This window comes from Streptomyces sp. NPDC055140 (assembly GCF_053607285.1).
Window position 1 is genome coordinate 215 of sequence record NZ_JBSGTG010000012.1, and the last position, 21,929, is coordinate 22,143.

A 21,929-nucleotide genomic window follows, 5' to 3' on the forward strand; every position below is an offset into this window, starting at 1 on the left:
GGACGGCCGGGGGTCCGGGGGTCGCCCCCCGGAAAGACACAGCATCAGCGGGTCCGGGGTTCGAGTCCCCGGCGGCGCACAGACACGGTGAAGGCCCTCCACGCAAGTGGGGGGCCTTCGCTATTTACCGACCCGTCCCGACACAGCGAGGACGGCCGGGGGTCCGGGGGTCGCCCCCCGGAAAGACACAGCATCAGCGGGTCCGGGGTTCGAGTCCCCGGCGGCGCACAGACACGGTGAAGGCCCTCGTGAGAGCGAGAGCTTCTTGCGTATGCCGGTGCGGCGGGCGCCCAGAAGACGTGCCGCTCCTTGCGACACCGGTACGCCGACACAGCCACCGCGACAGGCGTTCAGCCCGTAGCGACCTTGACCGTCCAGGACCCCGACCGCGTGCGTCCCTCGACCGCCACTCGTACGTTCTCGCCCGGCACCCTGAAGCTCTCGCCCACCCGTACCGGTGCGTCCGCGAGCGGCGGATAGACCGAGTCGCCGGAGCACGCGTCCGTGTCGGGGTGTGCGTCGAGCACCTCGACCGGGCCGCTGCCGGAGGGGGTCTCGTTGCGCACGCGGTAGACAAGGACGCCCTCGGAGCACGTCGCCGCGTCGTTGCCGTCGGCGCTACGGGCCTCCAGGGCGATCGCACTGTCCTCCCCGGTGCGCACGACGGCGAGCTTCGTCCCGTCGCCCGCGCCGAAGGGCGCACCGTTGGTCCCTGGCGCCGCCCTCGCCCCCGCCCGCGCGGGCGCGGACGTCAGGGGTTCGAGGGTGAGCCGCCGGCTGCTCGTCACGCACACCACCTGCCGCCGGTCCAGCCACCCCAGCTTCCACTTGTGCCAGCCGAAGAAGTCGGGCGCGAGCCCGAACTGACTGCCCATGACGTCCCAGTCACCGACATACGTGTCCCAGTCGCCCTTGCCGTCGGTCGGCCGGTGGTAGAGGTCCGGCAGGTCGAAGACGTGACCCGTCTCGTGGGCCAGGACGTTGCGGTCGGGCGGATGCTGCTCGAAGACGGTGACGACGCGCTTGATGTCCGTACCGTCGGCGCGCATCGGCTGGTCGAAGTTGACGACCTTCGTGGCGTCCGAGTCGACGCCCGGGGCGTCGGGGTCGGCGACGAAGTAGACGATGTCGTACTTGCTGAAGTCGGTGTGCGGGTCGGCCGTGGCGAGGGCGTCGCGCAGATAGGCGCCGCGGTGCGCGGCGTCCCAGTCGCGCTCTATGGCGTACGAGGTCGAGGCGTGCGGCATGCGGAGCCAGTGGCGCTGCGAGTGCGGGACCAGGTGGAACTTCCCGTAGGAGGCCCGCTCGTAGAACTCGCTGGTGGCGGGGAAGTAGTCGGCCGTGAGCTCCTCGGGGGTGGTCGTCGGCCGGGAGTCGGGGAAGGAGAGGAAGACCATCACCGCGTTGAGGGTCCGGACCGGGCGCGGATAGGCGTGGTTCCAGGTGTCGAGGCCCTCCGAGTGGTGGGCCGCCGTGCGCTCCAGCGCGCAGGGTCCCGCGTACGGGGCGGCGATCGCGGGGCCCGCGACCAGTGACGTGGCGGCCATGGCGGTGAGCGCGGTGAGGGCCGCACCGACTGAGCGCAGGCGGGGCCTCTCCACTCCACCGGGTGGCAGCGGACGCGGCAAGTCGACCTCCGGATGGGGAAAGCGGGACACCCAACCCAGAGTGTGGCTATTTGTACTACTTCGCCCTGTTTATCTGGCCCGGCCGGGTGAGGGGGCGACACCCCGGGCGGTCACAGAACGTCACGCATGATCGCGGGAGGCCAGAAGCGGTGCCAGGGACGAGCAGAAACGATCTGTCGGCTACCCCGGGATGCCGCCGAACCGGCGGATCGGGCGGGCAAGGCTGGATCGCGCCTCGGGGCTGCCTCTATGATCGGCACACTTTCCTGCGCGGGCCCGGCTGCGAAGGCCGTTCGCCACCCAGACTGTGATGACCCGGGAGCAACCCTCCCGGACCCCCGGAACGACTGCACTGCGGGAGCGAGCGGTGAGCGGAATGTCCGAAGGGCCGATGACCGCGGCCGACGCGGCACCCGACTCCACCCACCGCGCCGTCACGGAGAGTTCCGCAGCGGTGGCGGCGCCCCCGCACGCCCCCGCCCCCGCCCCCGACTCCGTACGCACGGGCCCGGACGCCCGGGCCCACGAGGCGCTCGGCGTCGAACCCCCTCCCCCGCCGGCGTCCCCGCCCGCCCCCTACCTCTCGGCCTTCCTCGCCGCACCCCTGGCCCTGGCCGTCGTGGACCGCCGGGGCCAGGTGGTCACCGCGAACGCCGCGCTCGCCGTGATGCTCGGCGTGGAGGACCCCGGCCGGCTGACCGGGCTCACGGCGGCGGAGCTGGTGGACCTGGCGTCCGACTCCCGCACCTGGCACACGTACCAAGAGGTGCTGCGCGGGCGGCAGGCGCGGCTGACGTGCACCCGCAGGATCAAGCACCCCGACGGGCACTCCGTGTGGGTGCAGGTCACCGTCTCGCCGGTGCCGGGCGGCCGTACGGTGCTGCTCTCCCTCACCGACATCAGCGCCCGCCGTGAACTCCAGGCGCGGCTGCGTCACTTGCAGATGCACGACCCGGTGACCCGGCTGCCGAACCGCACGCTGTTCTTCGAGCGGCTCTCCGCCGCGCTGGAGGCGGGCGCGTACGACGGGGCGGGCAGCGGCCGGATCGGGCTGTGCTATCTCGACCTCGACGGGTTCAAGGCGGTCAACGACACGCTCGGGCACGGCATCGGGGACCGGCTGCTCGCCGCCGTCGCGGAACGCCTGACACGCTGCGCCGACCGGATCGGCTACGGCCGGAGGGCCGCGGCGCCGCTGGTCGCGCGGCTCGGCGGCGACGAGTTCGCGCTGCTCGTGGAGGACTCGGCCGGTACGGAACAGCTCGCGGGGCTCGCCGAGTCGGTGCTCCGCGCACTCCAGGAACCGTTCGACCTGTCGGGACAGCGGCTCGCCGTGTCGGCCTCGATCGGGGTCGTGGAGCGGCACATGGAGGGCACGACGGCGACGGGTCTGATGCAGGCCGCGGACACCACGCTGTACTGGGCGAAGGCCGACGGCAAGGCGCGCTGGACGCTCTTCGACCCGGAGCGCAACGCGCACCGGATGACCCGCCAGGCCCTGTCGTCGGGCCTGCGTCCCGCGGTGGAGCGCGGAGAGTTCGTCCTCGAGTACCAGCCGCTGGTGAATCTGGGCGACGGGGTGCTGCGCGGCGTCGAGGCGCTCGTGCGCTGGGATCACCCCCAGTTCGGAATGCTCACGCCGAATCGGTTCATCGGACTGGCCGAGGAGGACGGCTCGATCGTGCAGCTGGGCCGGTGGATCCTGCGCACGGCGTGCCGGCAGGCGCGCAGCTGGCAGCTGGAGCACCCCGAGGCGCCGCCGGTCTACGTGAGCGTGAACGTGGCGGTGCGTCAGGTGTGGGACTCGGACCTGGTGGCGGATGTGGCCGAGGTCCTCGCGGAGACCGGACTCGCACCGGAACTACTCCAGTTGGAGCTGACGGAGTCGGCGGTGATGGGCTCGGCGGGCCGCCCCCTCCAGGCCCTGCAGTCGCTCAGCGACATGGGCGTGCACATCGCCATCGACGACTTCGGCACCGGCTACTCGAACCTCGCGTATCTGAGCAGGCTCCCGGTGTCGGTCCTGAAGCTGGACGGCTCGTTCGTGCGCGGCTTCCAGTACGACGACGGGGGCGAGCACGCGACCCCCGCGGACGCCGTCATCGTCGAGGCCATGGTGCAGCTCGCGCACCGGCTCGGCCTCACGGTCACCGCGGAGTGCGTGGAGACGGCGGCGCAGGCGGCGCGCCTGCGCCAGATCGGCTGCGACACGGGCCAGGGCTGGCTGTACTCACGCCCGGTGGCGCCGGATCGTATCTCCGCGCTGCTGACGGCTTCCTGACCGCTTCCCGGCGTTGTGAAAGACCGCGGGGTGCCGCCTCCCCCCGTGCGAGGCGGCACCCACGGTCGGCCGGGTCAGCCGCGCGGCAGCCCGTACGCGTCGGCGACGAGTTCGTACGAGCGCAGGCGGATCTCGGCGGTGTGGGCGTTGGCGGTGAGCATCAGCTCGTCGGCGCCGGTGCGCTTCTGGAGGTCGTCGAGGCCCGCGCGGACCTCGTCGGCGGTGCCGTGGATGACGTTCGAGTTCCAGCTGTCGACGAACTCCCGCTCCATCGGGCTGAATTCGTAGGCCTCCGCCTCCTCTGGGGTCGGGACGAGGCCGGGGCGGCCGGTGCGCAGGCGGACCATGTTGAGGGCGGCCGCGAGGACCTGGCGGCGGGCCTCCTTCTCCTCGTCCGCGGCGAGCGCGGAGACGCCGATGAGGGCGTACGGGGAGGACAGGACCGCGGACGGCTTGAAGGACTCGCGGTAGAGGTCGAGGGCCGGGACCGTGTTCTGCGCGGAGAAGTGGTGCGCGAACGCGAAGGGCAGGCCGAGGACACCGGCGAGGCGGGCGCTGAAGCCGGAGGAGCCGAGGAGCCAGACGGGCGGGCGGTGCGGGGACTGCACGCCGCCGGGGGACGTCGCCTGGACCGGGCCCGGGACCGCGTGGATGCGGGCGTAGGGGTGGCCGTCCGGGAAGTCGTCGTCGAGGAAGCGGGTCAGCTCGGCCAGCTGCTGGGGGAAGTCGTCGGCGCCCTCGTTGAGCCGGTCGGTGCGGCGCAGGGCGGCGGCCGTCGCGCCGTCGGTGCCGGGGGCGCGGCCGAGGCCGAGGTCGATGCGGCCCGGGGCCATCGCCTCCAGGGTGCCGAACTGCTCGGCGATGACCAGGGGCGCGTGGTTGGGCAGCATGACGCCGCCCGAGCCGAGGCGGATGCGCTCGGTGTGGGCGGCGAGATGGGCCAGGATCACGGCCGGGGACGAGGACGCCACGCCCGGCATGGAGTGGTGTTCGGCGACCCAGTAGCGGTTGAAGCCGCGGTTCTCGGCGAGCTTGGCGATCTTGACGCTGGTCCGCAGCGCGTCGGTGGCGGTGCGGCCGGCGCCGACGGTCACCAGATCGAGGACCGAGAGGGGCACGGGGGCGGTGCCCTGGGCGGTTGCCCGGATCTCGTCGTTACCGGCCACGGAGTCCTCCTGTAAGTACGGTGCTGTCTGCTCCCGGGCTTAACGGAGGATGGCTCCGGTTTATTCCGGACGCCTTGTTCCGAAGGCCTGACAGGGATCACACCTGCACCAGCGGCTCCTTCGTGAAGAGCGTGCCGAGCGCCGGTGCGTTCACCCGCCGCCCCGCGAGGCGCAGCGCCTCCCACACGGTGACCTGGTTGGCCGTCAGGACCGGCTTGCCCAGCTCCTGCTCCAGGTCACGGACGTAGGCCGCCGTGTGCAGGGCCGTGTCCGGCAGCAGCAGCGCCTGCGCGTCCGCGTGATCGCCCGCCTCCGCCATCGCCCTGACCTCCGGCCACCCCCAGGTGCCGACCTCGGCCGCCGTGATGATGCCGCTGCCACGCACCGAGACGACCTCGATGCCCGCCGCCTTCAGGAACGTGCGGAAGTGGTCCGCCACGTCCTCCGGATACGTCGCCGCGATCGCGACGCTGCGCGCGCCGACCTCGCCCACGGCGTGGGCGAACGCGAACGACGTACTGGAGGCGGGCAGGCCCGCGACCCTGGCCAGGTCCCGCACCTGTTCGTGCGCGCCCTCCCAGCCCCGGACGAAGCTGCCGCTGGTGCACGCCCAGACGACCGCCTCGGCGCCGGCCAGGCGCAGCTCCTCGACACCGGCGGCGAGCCGTTGCGGGGAGCCCATCTCGATCAGCGCGTCGACGCGGTGCGCGTCCTCACCGATGTCGGTATGGACGACCGGCAGCCTCACATCGCTGTCGATCAGCATTTCGATACGCGGATAGTCGTCCTCGGCCGAGTGTCCCGGGTAGAGAAATCCGACTGCGGTCATGCCCACCCTTCCTGTTCTTCCGGCAGCTCATGAGCCGGTTCCTGCGGCATCTGCGGCAGCTCGGGGACCGGCCATTGCCGCGCCGACTCGTCGAGCAGCGCCTGATACGGCCCCACGGCACGGGTACCCAGCCTGCGCAGCGCTGCCCACACCGTGACCTGATTGGCTGAGATCACCGGGATGCGCAGCTCGGCCTCCAGCTGCGGGATGACGTCGTACGTCGGCAGGTTCGTGCAGCTGATGAACAGCGCGTCGGCGTCCAGGCGGGCGGCGCCCCTGGCCATGTCGGCCACGTCCCGGTACGGAACCTTCCAGATGTGCCGGGTCAGACCGAGGAAGGCACGGCCCGTGACGGTGATGCCGGCCTCGGCCAGATACTCCTCGAGCGACTCGGTCACCGACCGCGTGTACGGGGTGACCAGGGCGATACGGCGGGCGCCCAGCTCGGCGAGCGCTTCGAGGAGCGCGCCCGACGTGGTGACGGAGGGGCGTTCGCCCGACCGGAACATGGCCTCGCACATGGCGCGTTCGCCCGCGATGCCGCCGACGAAGCTGCCCGACGTACAGGCGTACGCGAGGACCTCGGGTTCGGCGGCGCTCAGCGCGCGCACCGCCTCGCCGAGCGTCTCGTGCTCACTGACCAGACGGGCCAGGTCGAGGCTGACCTCGACGGGAACGTACGGGGTGCGGGTGAGGTGCAGTGACACCTCGTCCGGAACCCAGCGCCACAGTTCGCGGTCGAGGGCGAAGTCGAAGGGGGCGACGACACCGACACCGCGTTGCGGGTGTGGTCCGCCGAGGAAGGAGACGTCCATGACAGGCCCCAAGTCTCTTGAGACGTACGAGACGATGCAGCGGAGAGCCGGCCGGCGGGCCGGGACGTCGGGACAGGGCTGGGCAACGGAAAAGTGCCTCTGTTGACGAAGGTAGGTTCGGGTGCCAGCGTGGTCAATCCGCACTTTTTCCTACCAATGAAGCGGACCATCGTTGCGAAACGGTTTCTGCCGATGACCGGCCCGGTGACCGGCTCTACGACCAGCCCGATTACCGGCCCGATGACCCTCAGTGCGCGGCCCGACGACCGGAGCGAACGTGTCTGAAGTGACCCTGCTGGTGCTCGACGACGACCCCCCGCCGCGCCTGGGCCGGCTCATGGGACGGGCGCGCGTCGTGCACGCCGACGAGTCGACGCTCGCCGCTCAACTCCCCTCGGCCGACGTGCTGCTGGTCTGGGACTTCCTGTCCGACGCGGTGCGCCGCGCCTGGCCCGGCGAGGGCCCGCGGCCGCGCTGGGTGCACACCGCGAGCGCGGGCGTCGACCGGCTGATGTGCCCGGAACTCGCCGTGTCGGACACGGTCGTGACGAACGCGCGCGGCGTCTTCGACCAGCCGATCGCCGAGTACGTCGGCGCGCTCGTCCTCGCCATGGCGAAGGACCTGCCGCGCACGCTCGCCCTCCAGGGCGAGCGCGAATGGCGCCACCGCGAGACGCAGCGCGTCGCGGGTACCCGGGCGTGCGTGGTGGGTTCCGGGCCGATCGGCCGGGCGATCGTCGCGACGCTGAAGGCGCTCGGGATCACGACGGCGCTCGTCGGGCGCACCGCGCGGGCCGGCGTGCACGGGCCGGCGGATCTCGGCCGGCTGATGGCCCGCGCGGACTGGGTGGTGTGCGCGGCGCCGCTGACCGACGACACGCGCGGCATGTTCGACGCGCGGCTCTTCGGGATGATGCAGCCGTCCGCCCGCTTCATCAACGTGGGCCGAGGGCAACTCGTCGTCGAGGACGATCTCGCGGACGCGCTGGCCAAGCGGTGGATCGCGGGCGCCGCGCTCGACGTGTTCGAGCACGAGCCGCTGCCGCGGGACAGCGCCCTGTGGACCGCGCCCGGCCTGATCGTCTCCCCGCACATGAGCGGCGACACGGTCGGCTGGCGGGACGAACTGTCGCGCCAGTTCGTGGAGTTCTACGAGAAATGGGCGTCCGGGGAGCCACTTCCGAACGTGGTCGACAAGAAACGTGGGTATGTCCCCGGACACTGACCGATCCGAAGGATCACGTCCCGGATCGGCACTCCCGGATCGACCTGAGGAGAGCGGATGACCGAGCTCACCGAGCTGACCGCGGAAGCGCTCGTCGACGGCTATCGCAAGGGCGGGTTCAGCCCCGTCGATGCCACGCGGGCCGTCCTGCGCCGCATCGAGGAGGTGGATCCCGCGGTCAACGCCTTCGTGCGGCTCGACGCGGAGACCGCCCTCGCGCAGGCGGAGGCGAGCGCGGAGCGCTGGCGCAGAGGTGAGCCGCAGGGCCTGGTGGACGGGGTCCCGGTGTCGGTGAAGGACATCCTGCTGATGCGCGGCGGGCCGACGTTGCGCGGCTCGCGCACGGTGCGGGCCGAGGGCGCGTGGGAGGAGGACGCGCCGTCCGTGGCGCGGCTGCGCGAGCACGGCGCGGTGTTCGTGGGCCGCACGACGACGCCGGAGTTCGGCTGGAAGGGCGTCACGGACTCGCCGCTGTCGGGCGTGACCCGCAATCCGTACGACGTCTCGCGCACCTCGGGCGGATCGAGCGGCGGCAGCGCGGCGGCGGTGGCGCTCGGGGCGGGCCCGCTGTCGCTGGGCACCGACGGCGGCGGATCGGTACGGATCCCGGCGGCGTTCTGCGGGATCTTCGGTCTGAAGCCGACGTACGGGCGGGTGCCGCTCTATCCCGCGTCCGCGTTCGGGACGCTCTCGCATGTGGGGCCGATGACGCGGGACGCGGCCGACGCGGCGCTGATGATGGACGTGATCACGGGCGCGGACTGGCGTGACTGGTCGCAGCTCGGCCCGGTCGGGGGCGGCTTCCGCGACGGGCTGCGGGGCGGGGTGGGTGGCCTGCGCGTCGCGTTCTCGCCGTCGTTCGGCGGGCAGGTCGCGGTGCGGCCCGCGGTCGCGGCGGCGGTCCGCAAGGCGGTGGAGGGGCTCGCGGGGCTCGGGGCGTACGTCGAGGAGGCCGATCCGGACGTCACGGACCCGGTCGAGGCGTTCCACACGCTGTGGTTCAGCGGGGCGGCGCGGGTGACGCAGAACCTGTCGCCCGCGCAGCGCGCGCTGCTCGATCCGGGCCTGCGCGAGATCTGTGCGCAGGGGTCAGGGGTCAGCGCGCTCACGTACCTCGCGGCGGTCGACGTGCGGGCCGAACTCGGGCGGCGGATGGGCCGGTTCCACTCGTCGTACGACCTGCTGGTGACGCCGACGCTGCCGCTGACGGCGTTCGAGGCGGGCGCCGAGGTGCCCAAGGGGTCGGGGCTGCGGCGCTGGACGGGGTGGACACCGTTCACGTACCCGTTCAACCTGACGCAGCAGCCGGCGGCGACCGTCCCGGTGGGGGTGGACGCGGACGGGCTGCCGGTCGGCCTTCAGATCGTCGGCGCGCGGCACGCGGACGCGCTGGTCCTGCGTGCCGCGCACACCTTGTACGAGGCGGGGATCGCCGGGATCCCGGCGCCTACGCCCGCCTGAACGCGAGCGTCTCGCCCAGCGCGCCTCCGCGCCACAGGTCCTGGCAGGCCTCGGCCATCCGGTCGAGGCCTTCCACGACCTGGCCCCAGACGATGCCGGGTACCCAGCCGACGTCGCCGTTGATCAGCAGGTTGTTGCGCTCGTAGAAGAGGGCGAGGTCGACGACGGCCGCGCCGGGCTTGAGCTCGGCACCGGATTCGTAGCCGTATGCCTGGGTCCCCAGTTCCGTACCGGAAAAGGAGAAATAGCAGAGGTCCCCCGGAATGGGGGTGATGGTCGGATTCTCCAGGGGTGGCTCCCGGTCCGCGAATGCCGGGAAAAGGGCGTAGATCTCGTTGCGCGCGTATTTCGCGTGGTAGACGTCGGAGCCCAGTGGAAGCGCGTCCCACACCGCCGCACAGGTCAGCGGAGCGCGGTCGTCGAGCAGCTTTGCCGTGCACTGAACTCCCCGCTTGGCGAGGGAGACTTCGATGTATCGGTCGGCCATGCCCTCCATGTTCAGCCCCATGCTCCCCCCTGGGTCAAGGGCGCCCCGCTCACATCAGGGGCTTGAATTGATACGCATAGGTCGTGTCGAGTCGGGTAGCCGCGCGCCCATGGCTCCACCTATTTGGAACGTCACAGAAGGAACACGAAGCCTAGAAGGCAACAGAAAGGGCATACGCCGACGATCTCTGCTCATCGGCGCCACCGCTCTCGGCGCGGCCGGCGCCGTCGGGGCCGCGGGTTGCAGCCGCGTACCGGACGGCGACACCCTCGCGCGGCTCCAGGGCCAGGGCACGGTGCGTCTCGGGATCGCGGGCGAGGTGCCCTACGGCTACATCGACGACAGCGGAAAGTTCACGGGTGAGGCCGTCGAACTCGCCAAGGTCATCTTCAAACGGCTCGGTGTCGGCCACGTCCAGCCCGTCGCCACCGACTTCAGCTCCCTGATACCCGGCCTGCAGACCCAGCAGTTCGACGTGGTGTCGGCCGGGATGTACATCAACAAGGAGCGTTGCCAGCAGGTCATCTTCTCGGACCCCGAATACCAGATGCTGGACTCCTTCATCGTCCGCAAGGGCAATCCGAAGGGCCTGCACGACTACGCGGACTGCGTGAAGGCGAAGGCGAAGTTCGGCACGGGCACCGGCTACGCGGAGATCGCCTACGCGGTCGAGGCGGGCTACAAGGAGAGCGACATCGTCATCCTCCAGGACCAGGTCGCCGGCCTGAACGCCGTGGAGGCGGGACGCATCGACGTGTTCGCCGGCACCGCCCTCACCACGCGTGAGGTGACGAGGAAGAGCCGCAGGGCCGAGCACACCGAGCCGTTCGCTCCCCTGGTCGGAGGCAAGAAGCACGTCGACGGCGGCGGATTCACGTTCCGCTCGAACGACACCAAGATGCGCGACGCCTTCAACAAGGAGATCCACAAGATGAAGGCGAGCGGCGAACTCTTCCGCATCCTGCGGCCGTTCGGCTTCACCCAGGCCGAGATGACGAAGCTGACCGCAGAGGAGCTGTGCAAATGACAGCGGGACTGTGGGAACACTGGGTCCTTCCGGGCATCTGGATCACGATCCAGCTGACCGTGTACAGCGCGGCCCTCGCGACCGTCGTCGCCTTCGGTGTGGGCATGGCCCGCACCCACCGGCTGAGGATCGTGCGCTTCCTCGCCGGCTTCTACACCGAGGTCTTCCGCGGCACGTCGGCGCTGATCCTGATGTTCTGGATCTTCTTCGTGCTGCCGCAGCTCGCCGGCTGGTCGCTGGTCCCGATGTGGGCCGCGGTCCTGGCGCTCGGCCTCTCCTACGGTGCGTACGGCGCCGAGGTGGTGCGCGGCGCGCTCAACGCCGTGGCGCCCGCCCAGCGCGAAGCGGGGGTCGCGCTGAGCTTCACCCCCTGGCAGCGGATGCGGCTGATCCTGCTGCCGCAGGCCGTGCCGGAGATGATCCCGCCGTTCTCGAACCTGCTGGTCGAGCTCCTCAAGGGCACCGCCCTGGTCTCGCTGCTCGGCATCGGTGACGTCTCGTTCGCCGCGTACCTGGTGCGCCTCGCCACCCAGGAGAGCGCCCAGATCTACGCGATCACCCTGGTCATCTACTTCGTGATCGCCTTCCTGCTCACGCGCGGGATGCGCGCGCTCGAGCGCAAGACCAAGGCCGGCATAGGCCGGCGCCCCGACCCGGGAACCGGCATCATGCGCAAGCTCAACATCCGTCAGACGACGGAGACCGCTCCCGTTCCCACCAGTGCGGGAGGTGGCGGCGCGTGATCACCACCGCATCCGGCACCTGGGACTGGTCGGCCGTCGCCGACTTCATGCCGCACTTCTGGGACGGCGTGCTCGTCACGCTCCAGGCCCTCGTCCTCGGCTCGCTGATCTCCTTCAGCCTCGGCCTGGTCTGGGCCATCGCCTTCCGCGCCCCGACGCGCTTCGTGCGCTGGCCGGTGGGCATCGTCACCGAGTTCATCCGCAACACCCCGCTGCTCGTGCAGCTCTTCTTCCTCTACTTCGTGCTGCCGGAGTGGGGCATCCAGTTCTCCGCCCTGACCACCGGCATCGTCGCCATCGGCCTGCACTACTCGACGTACACCGCGCAGGTCTACCGCGCGGGCATCGAGGCCGTGCCCACCGGCCAGTGGGAGGCGGCACGGGCGCTGAGCCTGCCGTACCGCAGGACGTGGACGGCGGTGATCCTGCCGCAGGCGATCCGCCGGGTGATCCCGGCGCTCGGCAACTACGTGATCGCGATGCTGAAGGACACCCCGCTGCTCGCCGGCATCGGCGTGCTCGAACTGCTTCAGCGGTCCCGCCTGGAAGCGGCCCAGACCTTCCAGTACACGGAGGCCCTGACCGTCGTGGGTGTCGCCTTCATCGTCATCGCCTACCCCTCCTCCCTCCTCCTCCGAGCTCTGGAGCGACGTCTTGTCCGCTGACGCGAACCTCCCCAAAGACCAGCCGAACCCCAAGGTGGACGGCAGCGAGCTGATCCGCTTCGACAAGGTCGTCAAGCGCTTCGGCGGCAACACCGTCCTCGACGAGCTCGACTTCTCCGTCGACTCCGGCAAGCACGTCACGCTGATCGGCCCGTCGGGCTCCGGCAAGACGACGATCCTTCGGCTCCTGATGACCCTGATCAAGCCCGACGAGGGCACGATCAAGGTCAACGGCGACTACCTCACGCACGAGGAGAAGGCCGGCAAGCTCGTCCCGGCCGGCGAGAAGCACATCCGCGAGGTCCGCAAGAACATCGGGATGGTCTTCCAGCAGTTCAACCTCTTCCCGAACATGAAGGTCCTGCGCAACATCATGGAGGCGCCGGTCACCGTGCTCGGCCTCTCCAAGGACGAGGCGGAGCAGCGCGCCCGCGAGCTGCTCGACATGGTCGGTCTCGGCGACCGCTGCGACGCGTACCCGACGCAGCTCTCCGGCGGCCAGCAGCAGCGCGTCGCCATCGCCCGCGCCCTCGCGATGCGCCCGCAGGTACTGCTCCTCGACGAGGTCACCTCCGCGCTCGACCCGGAGCTCGTCGCCGGCGTCCTGGACGTGCTGCGCGACATCGCGCACACCACGGACATCACGATGCTCTGCGTGACCCACGAGATGAGTTTCGCCCGCGACATCTCGGACCAGGTCCTGATGTTCGACGCGGGCCGGGTCATCGAGTCCGGGGCGCCGGAGAAGATCTTCAGCGATCCGGAGCACGAGCGGACGCGGGAATTTCTCAGCGCAGTTCTGTGACCACGATCGGTGAGGGCCGGTAAGTAGCGAGGTCCCGAACCTGGGGCATGACTTTGGCATATGCCAGGGTGGCGCGTTCCTGCTGACAGACCCGGAGCGCGCCACCGAAGTCGCCAACAGGCGCCCCGCAAAGGCCCCTTGGCGGCTATCGTGGACCGAGGCCAGCTGTCCGGAACCGGTCCTTGCAGGGGGATGCCGTGGCGCTGAAGCACGAGCCGATCGCGCAGCACCACTCGGTGCAGCACGCCCTTCGTGTGCTCGAAACCGTCGCACGACGCGGCGTCGGCGTCACCGACACCGAGCTCGGCAACGAGACCGGGCTGCCCGCAGACCGGCTCGCCCCACTGCTGCGCATGCTGCGCCGCGAGGGGTACGTGGAGCAGACCTCCGACGGCGCGTACGTCACGGGCGAGACGCTGACCAGCCTCGGCTCGGCGCAGGGCCACGAGGACGCGCTCACCACGAGCCTCCAGCGCACCCTCGACCGGCTGCGCGAGACGGTGGGCGCGGCGGTCTATCTCAGCCGGTACGTGGACGGCGAGATCCGCATCACCCAGTTCGCCCAAGGCCCCACGACCCCCGCGGTCAACGAGTGGGTGGACTTCCGCTCCGCGGCGCACGCCAGCGCGATCGGCAAGAGCCTCCTCGGCCAGCTCGACCTCCACGGGCGGCGCGACCACCTCTCCCGCCACAAGATGGCCCGCCTCACCTCGCGCACGATCACGAACGAGCGCGTCCTGCTCTCCAAGCTCGACGCCCAGCCCGCGACGGTGCCGGTCCTCGACCTCCAGGAGTACGCGGTGGGCACGGTGTGCGCCGCCGTGCCCATCACGGCAGGCTCCTCGGTGGGCGCGCTGGCCCTGTCCCTCCCGATCGAGCACGCCCACCGCCTGCACCACGCGGCGCACACCCTGAACCGCGGGGCGGCCCCGTTCCTGCTCTCCCTGGCGATCTAGGACCCAGACCCGGAGTGTGCGAAGCACCCCTCAGGACCAGGTATTATTTTCGAGTCAGCAGGCGCCGCTAGCTCAGTTGGTTAGAGCAGCTGACTCTTAATCAGCGGGTCCGGGGTTCGAGTCCCTGGCGGCGCACAGACACGGTGAAGGCCCTCCACGCGAGTGGGGGGCCTTCGCCATTTGCAGACCCACCCCGACACAGCGAGGGCGGCTGGGGGTCCGGGGGTTATCCCCCGGAAAGACACAGCATCAGCGGGTCCGGGGTTCGAGTCCCTGGCGGCGCACAGACACGGTGAAGGCCCTCCACGCGAGTGGGGGGCCTTCACTATTTACCGGCCCGCCCCGACACAGCGAGGACGGCTGGGGGTCCGGGGTTCGAGTCCCTGGCGGCGCACGTTGTTTCTGCACGGCTGCGCCGCGCGTTGTGGGGGCTCCAGCCACCCACACCCCCGCACTGGGCGGGCGCCCCTCAAGCCCTCAGGTAGGCCAGCACCGCCAGCACCCTTCGATGGGTGTCCGAGTCGTCGGCCGGTGGCAGGTCCAGTTTTCCCAGGATGTTGCCGATGTGCTTGCCGACCGCGGCCTCACTCACCACCAGGTCCCGGGCGATCGCGCCGTTCGACCTGCCCTCGGCGACCAGGGCGAGTACCTCGCGCTCGCGCGGGGTGAGGCGCTCCAGGGGGTCGCGGCGGCGGCGCAGCAGCCGGCGTACCACTTCGGGGTCGACGACCGTGCCGCCGGAGGCAACCCGTTCCACCGCCTCGACGAACTGCTCGACCTGCCCGACGCGGTCCTTGAGCAGATAGCCGACGCCGGTGCCGTCGCCCGTGTCGAGGAGCTCGGCCGCGTACGAGCGCTGCACGTACTGGCTGAGGACCAGGACCGGCAGGCCGGGGCGGTCCGCGCGCAGGGCGAGCGCGGCGCGCAGGCCCTCGTCCTGGAAGCCGGGCGGCATCCGTACGTCGGTGAGGACGAGGTCCGGCGTGTGCTCGGCGACGGCGGCGCGCAGCGCGTCCGCGTCGCCGACCGCGGCGACCACCTCGTGCCCGAACCGGGCGAGCAGACCCACGAGGCCCTCGCGCAGCAGCACGGCGTCCTCGGCGAGGACCACTCTCAGAGCGCCGGGCACGGGATCTCCAGGGACAGTGCGGTCGGCCCGCCGGCCGGGCTGATGATCGTCAGTGTGCCATCGAGGACGGCGAGCCGGTCGGCGAGTCCGGTGAGCCCGCTGCCGCGCGCGGGGTCGGCGCCGCCGCCCCCGTCGTCGTGCACGTCGATGACGAGGCGGCCGCGCTCGTGGCGCGCGGTGAGCCAGGCGCGGGTGGCGCCGCTGTGCTTGGCGGTGTTGGCGAGGGCCTCACACACCGCGAAGTAGGCGGCGGACTCGACGGGTCCGGGCAGCCGGGGCAGGTCGATACGGGCGTCGACGGGGACGGCCGAGCGGTCGGCGGCGTCGTCGAGGGCGGCCGCGAGCCCGTAGTCGGCGAGAACCTGAGGGTGGATTCCGTGGATCAACTCCCGTAGCTCCACGAGGACTTGGCCGGCCTCGTCGTGCGCGGTGGCGATGCGTTCCGCGAGCGGCCCCGTCGCGGGGGCGTCGAGGCGTGCGAGTCCGAGACTCATCGTGAGGGCGACCAGGCGCTGTTGGGCTCCGTCGTGCAGGTCGCGCTCGATGCGGCGCCGTTCGGCCTCGAACGCGGCGACCAGGCGTGCCCGCGACCTGGTGACCTCCGCGAGCCGCACCTCCTCCTCCGTCTCGCGGGGCGCGAGCAGCAGCCGGGCGAGCGTGCCCCGGGCCGCGGCGTAGGCGCCGAGGGGGTGGAGGAGCACTGCGAGCAGGGCGAGCCCGGCGACGGTGCACAGGGCGGCCTGCCCGTACGAGTCGATGAGCCAGAGCTTCACGACCCGGGTGTCGTGCCCGGCGCTCGCGAGCTGGAGCGGCGCCGCCGCCACCGCCCCCGCGAGGCCGATCGTGCAGGCCAGGACCAGCAGGTCGAGCGGCCACAGGACGAGCGCGAGGAGCGCGGCATAGGCGAGTTCGCGCCAGGTCGCCTGTTCACCGAGGCGCAGCCGCAGCCAGGCCGTGGCGCCGGGCTCGGCCGGTGTGCGGTGCGGGCTGGGCGCCGCCTGCCCGGTCACGAGCCGCAGCCTGCGTCGCTCCAGCGCCCCGACCGGGACCCCGGCGAGCGCGAGCAGGGCGAGCAGCGGCAGCCCCACGAGGACGAGGGAGAGCACGGCGCCCGCGACGCCGAGCGTCACGAAGGTGACCAGGAGCGGCGCTCCGACGAGCACCCCTCCCGCGAGATACCCGGCGGCGCGCCACGGGGCGCTGCCGCGCAGGTAGGAGGGGCTACGCAGGGAGGCGGCGAGGGAGGTCACCGGGCGGGGCCGGCAGCCGGAGAGCGCCCGGCAGCCGGGGACGGCCCCGTAATCGGAGACGGTCCCGTCGACTCCCCCGCGTCGAACCTCTGCCGGGCCTCCTCGACCAGGGGCAGGTGCCCGGACGACCACTCGGCGAGCGTCGCGAACAGCGGGGCGAGGCTGCGGCCCAGGTCGCTGATCTCGTACTCGACCCGGGGCGGCACCTCCGGGTAGTACGTGCGCACGACGAGTCCGTCGCGCTCCATCTGCCGCAGGCGCTGTGTGAGCACCTTCGGCGTGATGGTGCCGATGGCCCGCTGGAGCTGCACGAAGCGCTGGGTGCCGTACTCGTTGAGCGCCCACAGGATCGGCGTGGTCCAGCGGCTGAAGACGATGTCGAGGACCGGCGAGATCGGGCAGGCCTGCTCGGGCCCGCCGCCCTGCCACCGTGTACTGCCGCTCATACAGCCCTCCCGGGAAGTCACTTTCCTCTAGGTACCTACTTTACTCAGGATGCTAGCTTTCAGGAACCGAGCGGGGCCTCAAGGTCCCTGCAGGACAAGGGAGTTGAAGATGATCGTTGTCACGGGTGCCACCGGGAACGTCGGCCGTCCGCTCGTCACCGCCCTGACCGCTGCGGGCGAGCAGGTCACCGCCGTATCGCGCCGTCCCGCGCCCGACCTGCCTGTTCGCCACGTCCAGGCGGACGTCGGCGACGCGGAGAGTCTGCGGCCCGCGCTGGAGGGGGCCGACGCACTGTTCCTGCTGATCGGCGCGGAGCTGCATCAGGCCGGGGAACCGCCGGCCGCCGTGCTCGACGCGGCGAAGGCGGCCGGCGTGCGCCGGGTGGTCCTGCTCTCCTCGCAAGGGGCGGTGACGCGGCCCGACGCCGTCTCGCACGCCAGGCTGCACGCGTTCGAGGAGGCCGTACGCCAGTCGGGCCTGGACTGGACGCTGCTGCGCCCCGGCGGGTTCGCCTCGAACGCCTTCGCCTGGGCCGACTCCGTACGCGCCCACCGCACCGTCGCAGCCCCGTTCGCCGATGTGGCGCTGCCGGCGATCGACCCGGCGGACATCGCCGCGGCGGCAGCCGTCGCGCTGCGCGAGGACGGTCACGCGGGCCGGGCCTACGAGCTGACGGGACCGGTGGGCGTCTCACCGCGTGAACAGGCCGCGGCGCTCGGCGAGGCGATCGGCGCCGAGGTGCGGTTCACCGAACTGAGCCGCGCAGAGGCCCGCGCCTTCATGACGCGGTTCATGCCGGAGCCCGTCGTGGACGGCACGCTCGACATCCTAGGTTCGCCGCACCCCGCCGAGCAGCGGGTGAGCCCGGACGTGCGGACCCTGCTCGGCCGCGAACCCGGCACGTTCGCCCAGTGGGCGGCCCGCAACGCGGCGGCCTTCGCCTGACCGGCCCCACGAGCGCGCCCGGCTCACCGGTCCAGCAGTTCCGACCGCCCGTGCGCCGCGTACTCCGCCGTGAGCGCCACGACGTCGGTATCGGTGAGGCGCCGGTACCCGCTCTCCCCCGGTGGCCGCCACCACACGGGGTCCGCACACCGGAACCCCTCGCGGCGCAGCCCCACCCGGTGCACCTTGTTCGTCGCGGTGACGGGCATCCGCTCCACGAGCCGGACGTAGCGCGGCGCCATCTTCGTCCCCAGGTCGGCCTGGGACAGCAGGAATTCGGCGAAGGCGAGCGGGTCGAAGGGGCCGGCCGTGTCCGTCTCACGCAGGGCGAGCGTCGCCATCACCTGGTCGCCGGCCACCGGGTCCGGCACCCCGTACACGGCGACGGCGGCGGCGTGTTCGTACCGGGCGAGGATGTTCTCGATCATCGCGGGAGCCAGGTTCTCGCTGTCGACCCGCAGCCGGTCGTCGGTGCGGCCCGCGAAGTACAGGAACCCCTCGCGGTCGCGGTAGAAGAGATCCCCCGTCCAGTACCAGCCGTTCCGCACCCGCTGTCCGTATGCGTCCTCGTTGCGCCAGTACCCCTCGAAGGGCGTACGGCCGCGGTTGACCAACTCCCCTATCGCGACCGCGCCGTTGAGGAGCCGCCCGTCCGGGTCGAAGTCCGCGGGCGGGCACTCCCGCCGGGTGGCCGCGTCGACGACGGCCAGGTCGTCCCCCGGCGTCGCCCGGCCAATCGCTCCGGCCGGTGTCCCCGCCGAGCGCTGTATGGCGGCGCCGCCCTCGGAGGACCCGTACCCCTCGACGAGCCGCACCCCGAACCGTTCGGCGAACCGCGCCGCGTCCACCGCCCCCGCCTCCGTGCCGAAGCCGACCCGCAGCGGGTTGTCCCGGTCGTCGGGCCGCTCGTCGGTGGCCAGGATGTACTGCACGGCCCGCCCGACATACGTGAAGTACGTGGCTCCGTACGCCCGTACGTCGTCCAGGAAGCGCGAGGCCGAGAACCGGCGTCGCAGCGCGACGCCCGCGCCCGCCGCGACGGCCGGCGCCCAGTCGGCGATCACCGCATTGCCGTGGAAGAGCGGCATGCAGATGTAGTGGACGTCGTCGCGGCGCACTCCGAACTGGCCGACGAGGGACTGTCCGGCGGCCGCAAGGCGCCCCTGTGAGCAGATCGCGGCCTTGGGCGCACCCGTGGAGCCGGAGGTGAAGTACAGCAGCATGCGGGTTTCGGGGGTGGCGCGGGCGGGATCGGGCTTGGCGCCCTCGTACGGCGCGAGCAGTTCGGTGTACGCGTCGGAGTCCGTCACCAGGATGCGTACGCCCGGGAGTTGGAGACCGTCGAGCAGCGGCAGATGGGCGCGCTCGGTGACGAGGACGCGGCAGTCGGTGTGCAGGATGTCGCGGGCGAGTTCGGGGCCGCGCCGGGTCGGGTTGACGCCGGCGACGGCGGCGCCCGCGAGGGCCGCGGCGCTCAGCCAGAGCGGGAACTCCGGGGTGTTGTCGAGGAGTACGCCGAGGTGCGGATCGGCTCCCCGGGGCAGCAGGTCGGCGAGGAGCGCGGCCCGGGCGGCGGCGCCGGCGGCCACCTCGTGATGACTGAGGACCTGGTCCTCGCACCACAGTCCGGGGCGGTGATCGCCCCATCGCTCCTGTACGAGTTCCGCGACGGTACGCCTCATGGGACCCATGACCGGGCACCATAATTGACATACCGTCAGAAGTGGAGACCCCGACGGCGGCTCAGCCGTACCGGATCATGACGTTGACGAGTATGCCGATGGTCACGACGATGACGACGAGGCCGAAGATCATGCCGAACGCGTCCTTGCCGGGACTCGGCTCCGACGCGGTGGCCTTGTCGGGCTGCTGGACCGTGTAGTGGACGACCGCCTCGTCACCGACGGCCCGGCTCGGCGGCCCACCGGACTCCTTGAACCGGATCGCGCGCCGGTCGGCGGTGGTGAAGTCGTACTCGTGCCACTGGATCCGGCGGGCGATGTCGTTGACCACCTGGACCGTCACATAGGCCCGGACGACCCGCGCCCGCGCGGTCAGCCCGCTCCGCCAGGCGGCCTGCCGCTCGTTGCTTCTGCGGACGATCGCGTACCCGGCCCAGATCAGGACGAGGATCAGGACCGGGAAGAGTATGTGGAAGACGGCATCCATGGGGGCCTCGGGTCAGAAGGGCATCTCGGCGACGGCGACAACGAAGAATACGCAGAAGGCGACGACGAGACCGAGGAAGCCCAGCAGGAACACCATGCCCGCCGCGGCCCGCACCGGGGCCGGGGCGTGCGCCGTGGCACGGTCGGGGCGGTCGGCGGTGTAGTACACCATCACTACATCGCCCTGCACGGTGGTCGCGGGTCCGTTGGCCTCCTCGAACCTGACGGGGCGTCCGTCACCGGCCACGAACTCGTAGACGTGGTGCTGTGTGGTGCTCCGGTGGCCGTCGCTGTCACGCCTCGTCGAGGTGAACGCGCGCAGACAGCGGGCCTCTGCGGTCAGACCGCTCGCCCAGGCCCTTCTGACCTGCATCGAGCGGCGCGTCAGCGTCACCGCCATGAAGAGCGCCACCGACGCGATGAATACCGGCACGATCAAGAACAACACCTGCATGGCCATCCCCCGATACCACGTTCCGTGCACGCCGCCCGGTCGGAACGGCGTGCACGGAACGTACCCGCGCGAAGGCCCCGGGAGCCTCAAGCCATGCTCAGAACTGAACGTCCGAGCACGCGTAGAACGCGTTCGCCGTGTCCGCGATCGTCCACACCGCGAGGATCACGTGGTGGCCGCTCTTGCCGGAGGGCAGGGTGCCGGTGTGCGAGAGGGTAGCCGGGGGCTGGCCGCTGAACGGCACGGTGAGGAACGGCGCGGTGTCCAGGTCGGCCCTGGTCAGCGGCTTGCTGTCGTCCCAGCCGTTCTTGGTGATGTAGTAGCGGAAGTCCGTGGTGGAGTGCCGCGCGGTGAACTGCCAGCGGAAGGTCTGGCTCGCACCCGCGGTGACCTTGGTCGTCGGCCAGGCGGTGCCGTCGGGAGCCTTGGCGCCGTTGAGCGCGCCGAACTCGCCGTGGTTGGCGGAACAGATCGTCCCGTCGGCGGGACCGGCGGCCGGGAAGCCCTTGGGGCCCTCGACGCTCTGCGGTTCCCACTGGATGTTGCCGCATCCGGTGACGGTGCCCTCGGCGCAGAGTTTCTGCCGGCTGATGGGGAGGTCGGTGTAGCCGTGGCTGCTCGCGCCGCCCGACGAGAGCACGAAGGCCCCCGCCGTGGTGAGGCCGAGCACGGCCGCGTAGACACGCGACGGAGTCGCATGATGTCTCGTCTTTCGCATGCTGCCGCTCCTGGAGAACGTGGGGGAGTTCCGGTGAGCCGTGCACACAGCGTTGAATCAGGTCTAGACCAGACCCCAGATTATTGCTGTCAGTTGAACATGTCCATACCAATAGTGGAGAGGATCCGGTCGCATCTCCCCCGGGAGGTCTCGACCAGCTCGCCGTTGGGCGCGTCATTCCCGGCCACCCAGGCGCGGGCCCCCGCCGCGCCCCGCCCGCCCGCCAACTTCCGCTCCACAAGCCGGACTTGACGCACCTCCAAAGGAGCCTCGACATACCAGCACCGCGCCATCAGCTCCCGCGCCTCCCGCCAGCCCGGCAGGTCGCACGCCAGATAGTTCCCCTCGGTCACGACGAGCCGGGCCACGGGCGGCACCAGATGCCGGGCGGCGACGGGCTCGTGCAACGTGCGGTCGTAATCGGGTACGTAGATGTCCGCGGCAGTGTCGTCGAGGACCCGGCGCAGCAGCGCCACGTACCCCCGCACGTCGAAGCTCGGCTCGGAGCCCTTGCGCGCAGTCAGCCCGAGGCGCTCCAACTGGGCGTTGGCCAGATGGAATCCGTCGAGCGGAAGATACGCGGCCTGCTCGCCGATCCGCTCGACCAGGGCCCGCGCGAGCGTGGACTTCCCGGCGCCGGGCGGGCCCGCGATCCCCAGCAGGACACGCGGGCCCGACGCGGTGAGCTTCCAGGCTTCGGCCGTCAGTCTCGAGATCCCCATGGGCGGGG

General features: G+C 71.4%; 22 protein-coding genes and 1 tRNA gene. 10 read left to right on the forward strand and 13 right to left on the reverse strand.

Annotation, left to right across the window (positions count from 1 at the left end; all coding sequences use genetic code 11):
- Positions 1 to 350: 350 nt before the first annotated feature.
- Positions 351 to 1,547 carry a M6 family metalloprotease domain-containing protein gene (locus ACWFR4_RS22775; RefSeq protein WP_453460743.1) on the reverse strand — a complete coding sequence of 399 codons (1,197 nt, stop codon included), beginning with the start codon at positions 1,545 to 1,547 and terminating at the stop codon, positions 351 to 353.
- Between the two features lie 457 nt (positions 1,548 to 2,004).
- Between ACWFR4_RS22775 and ACWFR4_RS22780 the strand changes: the two genes are divergently transcribed.
- Positions 2,005 to 3,909: a putative bifunctional diguanylate cyclase/phosphodiesterase gene (locus tag ACWFR4_RS22780; RefSeq protein WP_453460798.1), complete on the forward strand. Its 1,905-nt coding sequence runs from the start codon at positions 2,005 to 2,007 to the stop codon at positions 3,907 to 3,909.
- 74 nt (positions 3,910 to 3,983) lie between these two features.
- Here ACWFR4_RS22780 and ACWFR4_RS22785 read toward each other — a convergent pair whose 3' ends face one another.
- From ACWFR4_RS22785 to ACWFR4_RS22795, 3 genes are all read right to left on the reverse strand, one after another.
- On the reverse strand, positions 3,984 to 5,075 hold the full coding sequence (locus tag ACWFR4_RS22785; RefSeq protein ID WP_453460746.1) for an LLM class flavin-dependent oxidoreductase: 1,092 nt from the start codon (positions 5,073 to 5,075) through the stop codon (positions 3,984 to 3,986).
- A gap of 97 nt (positions 5,076 to 5,172) precedes the next feature.
- On the reverse strand, positions 5,173 to 5,904 hold the full coding sequence (locus tag ACWFR4_RS22790) for a maleate cis-trans isomerase family protein (RefSeq protein ID WP_453460749.1): 732 nt from the start codon (positions 5,902 to 5,904) through the stop codon (positions 5,173 to 5,175).
- Positions 5,901 to 6,719: a maleate cis-trans isomerase family protein gene (locus ACWFR4_RS22795; protein WP_453460752.1), complete on the reverse strand. Its 819-nt coding sequence runs from the start codon at positions 6,717 to 6,719 to the stop codon at positions 5,901 to 5,903. The genes ACWFR4_RS22790 and ACWFR4_RS22795 overlap by 4 nt, the downstream gene beginning before the upstream one ends.
- A gap of 337 nt (positions 6,720 to 7,056) precedes the next feature.
- On the opposite strand from ACWFR4_RS22795, the gene ACWFR4_RS22800 reads away from it, so the two are divergent.
- Both ACWFR4_RS22800 and ACWFR4_RS22805 read left to right on the forward strand, forming a co-directional pair.
- Positions 7,057 to 7,944, forward strand: a complete 888-nt coding sequence (locus tag ACWFR4_RS22800; protein ID WP_453654396.1) for a D-2-hydroxyacid dehydrogenase — start codon at positions 7,057 to 7,059, stop codon at positions 7,942 to 7,944.
- A 57-nt stretch (positions 7,945 to 8,001) separates the two neighbouring features.
- On the forward strand, positions 8,002 to 9,405 hold the full coding sequence (locus ACWFR4_RS22805; RefSeq protein ID WP_453460755.1) for an amidase: 1,404 nt from the start codon (positions 8,002 to 8,004) through the stop codon (positions 9,403 to 9,405).
- On the opposite strand, the gene ACWFR4_RS22810 is transcribed toward ACWFR4_RS22805, so the two are convergent.
- Positions 9,392 to 9,892, reverse strand: coding sequence for a DUF3830 family protein (locus tag ACWFR4_RS22810; RefSeq protein WP_372562648.1), 501 nt, complete (start codon positions 9,890 to 9,892; stop codon positions 9,392 to 9,394). The genes ACWFR4_RS22805 and ACWFR4_RS22810 overlap by 14 nt on opposite strands.
- Before the next feature lie 109 nt (positions 9,893 to 10,001).
- Here ACWFR4_RS22810 and ehuB point away from each other — a divergent pair, with 109 nt between their 5' ends.
- The 6 genes from ehuB to ACWFR4_RS22840 all read left to right on the forward strand — a co-directional run bounded on the left by ehuB (position 10,002) and on the right by ACWFR4_RS22840 (position 14,223).
- Positions 10,002 to 10,919, forward strand: a complete 918-nt coding sequence (gene ehuB, locus ACWFR4_RS22815; RefSeq protein WP_453460758.1) for an ectoine/hydroxyectoine ABC transporter substrate-binding protein EhuB — start codon at positions 10,002 to 10,004, stop codon at positions 10,917 to 10,919.
- Positions 10,916 to 11,662, forward strand: coding sequence for an ectoine/hydroxyectoine ABC transporter permease subunit EhuC (ehuC, locus tag ACWFR4_RS22820; RefSeq protein ID WP_453460761.1), 747 nt, complete (start codon positions 10,916 to 10,918; stop codon positions 11,660 to 11,662). The genes ehuB and ehuC overlap by 4 nt, the downstream gene beginning before the upstream one ends.
- A 47-nt stretch (positions 11,663 to 11,709) precedes the next feature.
- Positions 11,710 to 12,327 (forward strand): ectoine/hydroxyectoine ABC transporter permease subunit EhuD, encoded by a 618-nt coding sequence (gene ehuD, locus ACWFR4_RS22825; RefSeq protein WP_453460803.1) that lies wholly within the window; start codon positions 11,710 to 11,712, stop codon positions 12,325 to 12,327.
- Positions 12,317 to 13,132, forward strand: coding sequence for an ectoine/hydroxyectoine ABC transporter ATP-binding protein EhuA (gene ehuA, locus ACWFR4_RS22830; protein ID WP_453460763.1), 816 nt, complete (start codon positions 12,317 to 12,319; stop codon positions 13,130 to 13,132). Before ehuD ends, ehuA begins: the two co-directional genes overlap by 11 nt.
- A 197-nt stretch (positions 13,133 to 13,329) precedes the next feature.
- Positions 13,330 to 14,088 carry an IclR family transcriptional regulator gene (locus ACWFR4_RS22835; RefSeq protein ID WP_453654211.1) on the forward strand — a complete coding sequence of 253 codons (759 nt, stop codon included), beginning with the start codon at positions 13,330 to 13,332 and terminating at the stop codon, positions 14,086 to 14,088.
- Positions 14,089 to 14,149: 61 nt separating this feature from the next.
- Positions 14,150 to 14,223: transfer RNA gene (locus ACWFR4_RS22840), tRNA-Lys, on the forward strand.
- 334 nt (positions 14,224 to 14,557) lie between these two features.
- Here the strand turns inward: ACWFR4_RS22840 and ACWFR4_RS22845 are convergent.
- From ACWFR4_RS22845 to ACWFR4_RS22855, 3 genes are read right to left on the reverse strand one after another with little or no spacing between them, the layout of a single operon-like run.
- Positions 14,558 to 15,217, reverse strand: coding sequence for a response regulator (locus ACWFR4_RS22845; RefSeq protein WP_453460769.1), 660 nt, complete (start codon positions 15,215 to 15,217; stop codon positions 14,558 to 14,560).
- Positions 15,202 to 16,467 (reverse strand): sensor histidine kinase, encoded by a 1,266-nt coding sequence (locus ACWFR4_RS22850; RefSeq protein WP_453460771.1) that lies wholly within the window; start codon positions 16,465 to 16,467, stop codon positions 15,202 to 15,204. The genes ACWFR4_RS22845 and ACWFR4_RS22850 overlap by 16 nt, the downstream gene beginning before the upstream one ends.
- Positions 16,464 to 16,913 carry a winged helix-turn-helix transcriptional regulator gene (locus ACWFR4_RS22855; protein ID WP_453654213.1) on the reverse strand — a complete coding sequence of 150 codons (450 nt, stop codon included), beginning with the start codon at positions 16,911 to 16,913 and terminating at the stop codon, positions 16,464 to 16,466. The genes ACWFR4_RS22850 and ACWFR4_RS22855 overlap by 4 nt, the downstream gene beginning before the upstream one ends.
- A gap of 109 nt (positions 16,914 to 17,022) precedes the next feature.
- Between ACWFR4_RS22855 and ACWFR4_RS22860 the strand changes: the two genes are divergently transcribed.
- Complete coding sequence (locus ACWFR4_RS22860; protein WP_453460776.1) at positions 17,023 to 17,859, forward strand: NAD(P)H-binding protein; 837 nt, start codon at positions 17,023 to 17,025, stop codon at positions 17,857 to 17,859.
- A 23-nt stretch (positions 17,860 to 17,882) separates the two neighbouring features.
- On the opposite strand, the gene ACWFR4_RS22865 is transcribed toward ACWFR4_RS22860, so the two are convergent.
- The 5 genes from ACWFR4_RS22865 to ACWFR4_RS22885 form a co-directional block, all read right to left on the reverse strand.
- Positions 17,883 to 19,550: a long-chain-fatty-acid--CoA ligase gene (locus ACWFR4_RS22865; protein WP_453460779.1), complete on the reverse strand. Its 1,668-nt coding sequence runs from the start codon at positions 19,548 to 19,550 to the stop codon at positions 17,883 to 17,885.
- Positions 19,551 to 19,602: 52 nt separating this feature from the next.
- On the reverse strand, positions 19,603 to 20,028 hold the full coding sequence (locus ACWFR4_RS22870) for a hypothetical protein (RefSeq protein WP_453654215.1): 426 nt from the start codon (positions 20,026 to 20,028) through the stop codon (positions 19,603 to 19,605).
- A 12-nt stretch (positions 20,029 to 20,040) separates the two neighbouring features.
- Positions 20,041 to 20,460: a DUF3592 domain-containing protein gene (locus tag ACWFR4_RS22875; protein ID WP_453654398.1), complete on the reverse strand. Its 420-nt coding sequence runs from the start codon at positions 20,458 to 20,460 to the stop codon at positions 20,041 to 20,043.
- Between the two features lie 118 nt (positions 20,461 to 20,578).
- Positions 20,579 to 21,199 carry a lytic polysaccharide monooxygenase auxiliary activity family 9 protein gene (locus ACWFR4_RS22880; RefSeq protein WP_453460786.1) on the reverse strand — a complete coding sequence of 207 codons (621 nt, stop codon included), beginning with the start codon at positions 21,197 to 21,199 and terminating at the stop codon, positions 20,579 to 20,581.
- Between the two features lie 89 nt (positions 21,200 to 21,288).
- Positions 21,289 to 21,921 carry a nucleoside/nucleotide kinase family protein gene (locus ACWFR4_RS22885; protein WP_453654217.1) on the reverse strand — a complete coding sequence of 211 codons (633 nt, stop codon included), beginning with the start codon at positions 21,919 to 21,921 and terminating at the stop codon, positions 21,289 to 21,291.
- Positions 21,922 to 21,929 lie beyond the last annotated feature (8 nt).

Bases quoted from the DNA above. Each gene is read 5' to 3' on its own strand.
- ACWFR4_RS22775 (WP_453460743.1), bottom strand. From the start codon at position 1,547: ATGGCCGCCACGTCACTGGTCGCGGGCCCCGCGATCGCCGCCCCGTAC.
- ACWFR4_RS22780 (WP_453460798.1), top strand. From the start codon at position 2,005: ATGTCCGAAGGGCCGATGACCGCGGCCGACGCGGCACCCGACTCCACC.
- ACWFR4_RS22790 (WP_453460749.1), bottom strand. From the start codon at position 5,904: ATGACCGCAGTCGGATTTCTCTACCCGGGACACTCGGCCGAGGACGAC.
- ACWFR4_RS22795 (WP_453460752.1), bottom strand. From the start codon at position 6,719: ATGGACGTCTCCTTCCTCGGCGGACCACACCCGCAACGCGGTGTCGGT.
- ACWFR4_RS22800 (WP_453654396.1), top strand. From the start codon at position 7,057: ATGGGACGGGCGCGCGTCGTGCACGCCGACGAGTCGACGCTCGCCGCT.
- ACWFR4_RS22805 (WP_453460755.1), top strand. From the start codon at position 8,002: ATGACCGAGCTCACCGAGCTGACCGCGGAAGCGCTCGTCGACGGCTAT.
- ACWFR4_RS22810 (WP_372562648.1), bottom strand. From the start codon at position 9,892: ATGGCCGACCGATACATCGAAGTCTCCCTCGCCAAGCGGGGAGTTCAG.
- ehuB (WP_453460758.1), top strand. From the start codon at position 10,002: ATGGCTCCACCTATTTGGAACGTCACAGAAGGAACACGAAGCCTAGAA.
- ehuC (WP_453460761.1), top strand. From the start codon at position 10,916: ATGACAGCGGGACTGTGGGAACACTGGGTCCTTCCGGGCATCTGGATC.
- ehuD (WP_453460803.1), top strand. From the start codon at position 11,710: ATGCCGCACTTCTGGGACGGCGTGCTCGTCACGCTCCAGGCCCTCGTC.
- ACWFR4_RS22855 (WP_453654213.1), bottom strand. From the start codon at position 16,913: ATGAGCGGCAGTACACGGTGGCAGGGCGGCGGGCCCGAGCAGGCCTGC.
- ACWFR4_RS22860 (WP_453460776.1), top strand. From the start codon at position 17,023: ATGATCGTTGTCACGGGTGCCACCGGGAACGTCGGCCGTCCGCTCGTC.
- ACWFR4_RS22865 (WP_453460779.1), bottom strand. From the start codon at position 19,550: ATGGGTCCCATGAGGCGTACCGTCGCGGAACTCGTACAGGAGCGATGG.
- ACWFR4_RS22870 (WP_453654215.1), bottom strand. From the start codon at position 20,028: ATGGATGCCGTCTTCCACATACTCTTCCCGGTCCTGATCCTCGTCCTG.
- ACWFR4_RS22880 (WP_453460786.1), bottom strand. From the start codon at position 21,199: ATGCGAAAGACGAGACATCATGCGACTCCGTCGCGTGTCTACGCGGCC.
- ACWFR4_RS22885 (WP_453654217.1), bottom strand. From the start codon at position 21,921: ATGGGGATCTCGAGACTGACGGCCGAAGCCTGGAAGCTCACCGCGTCG.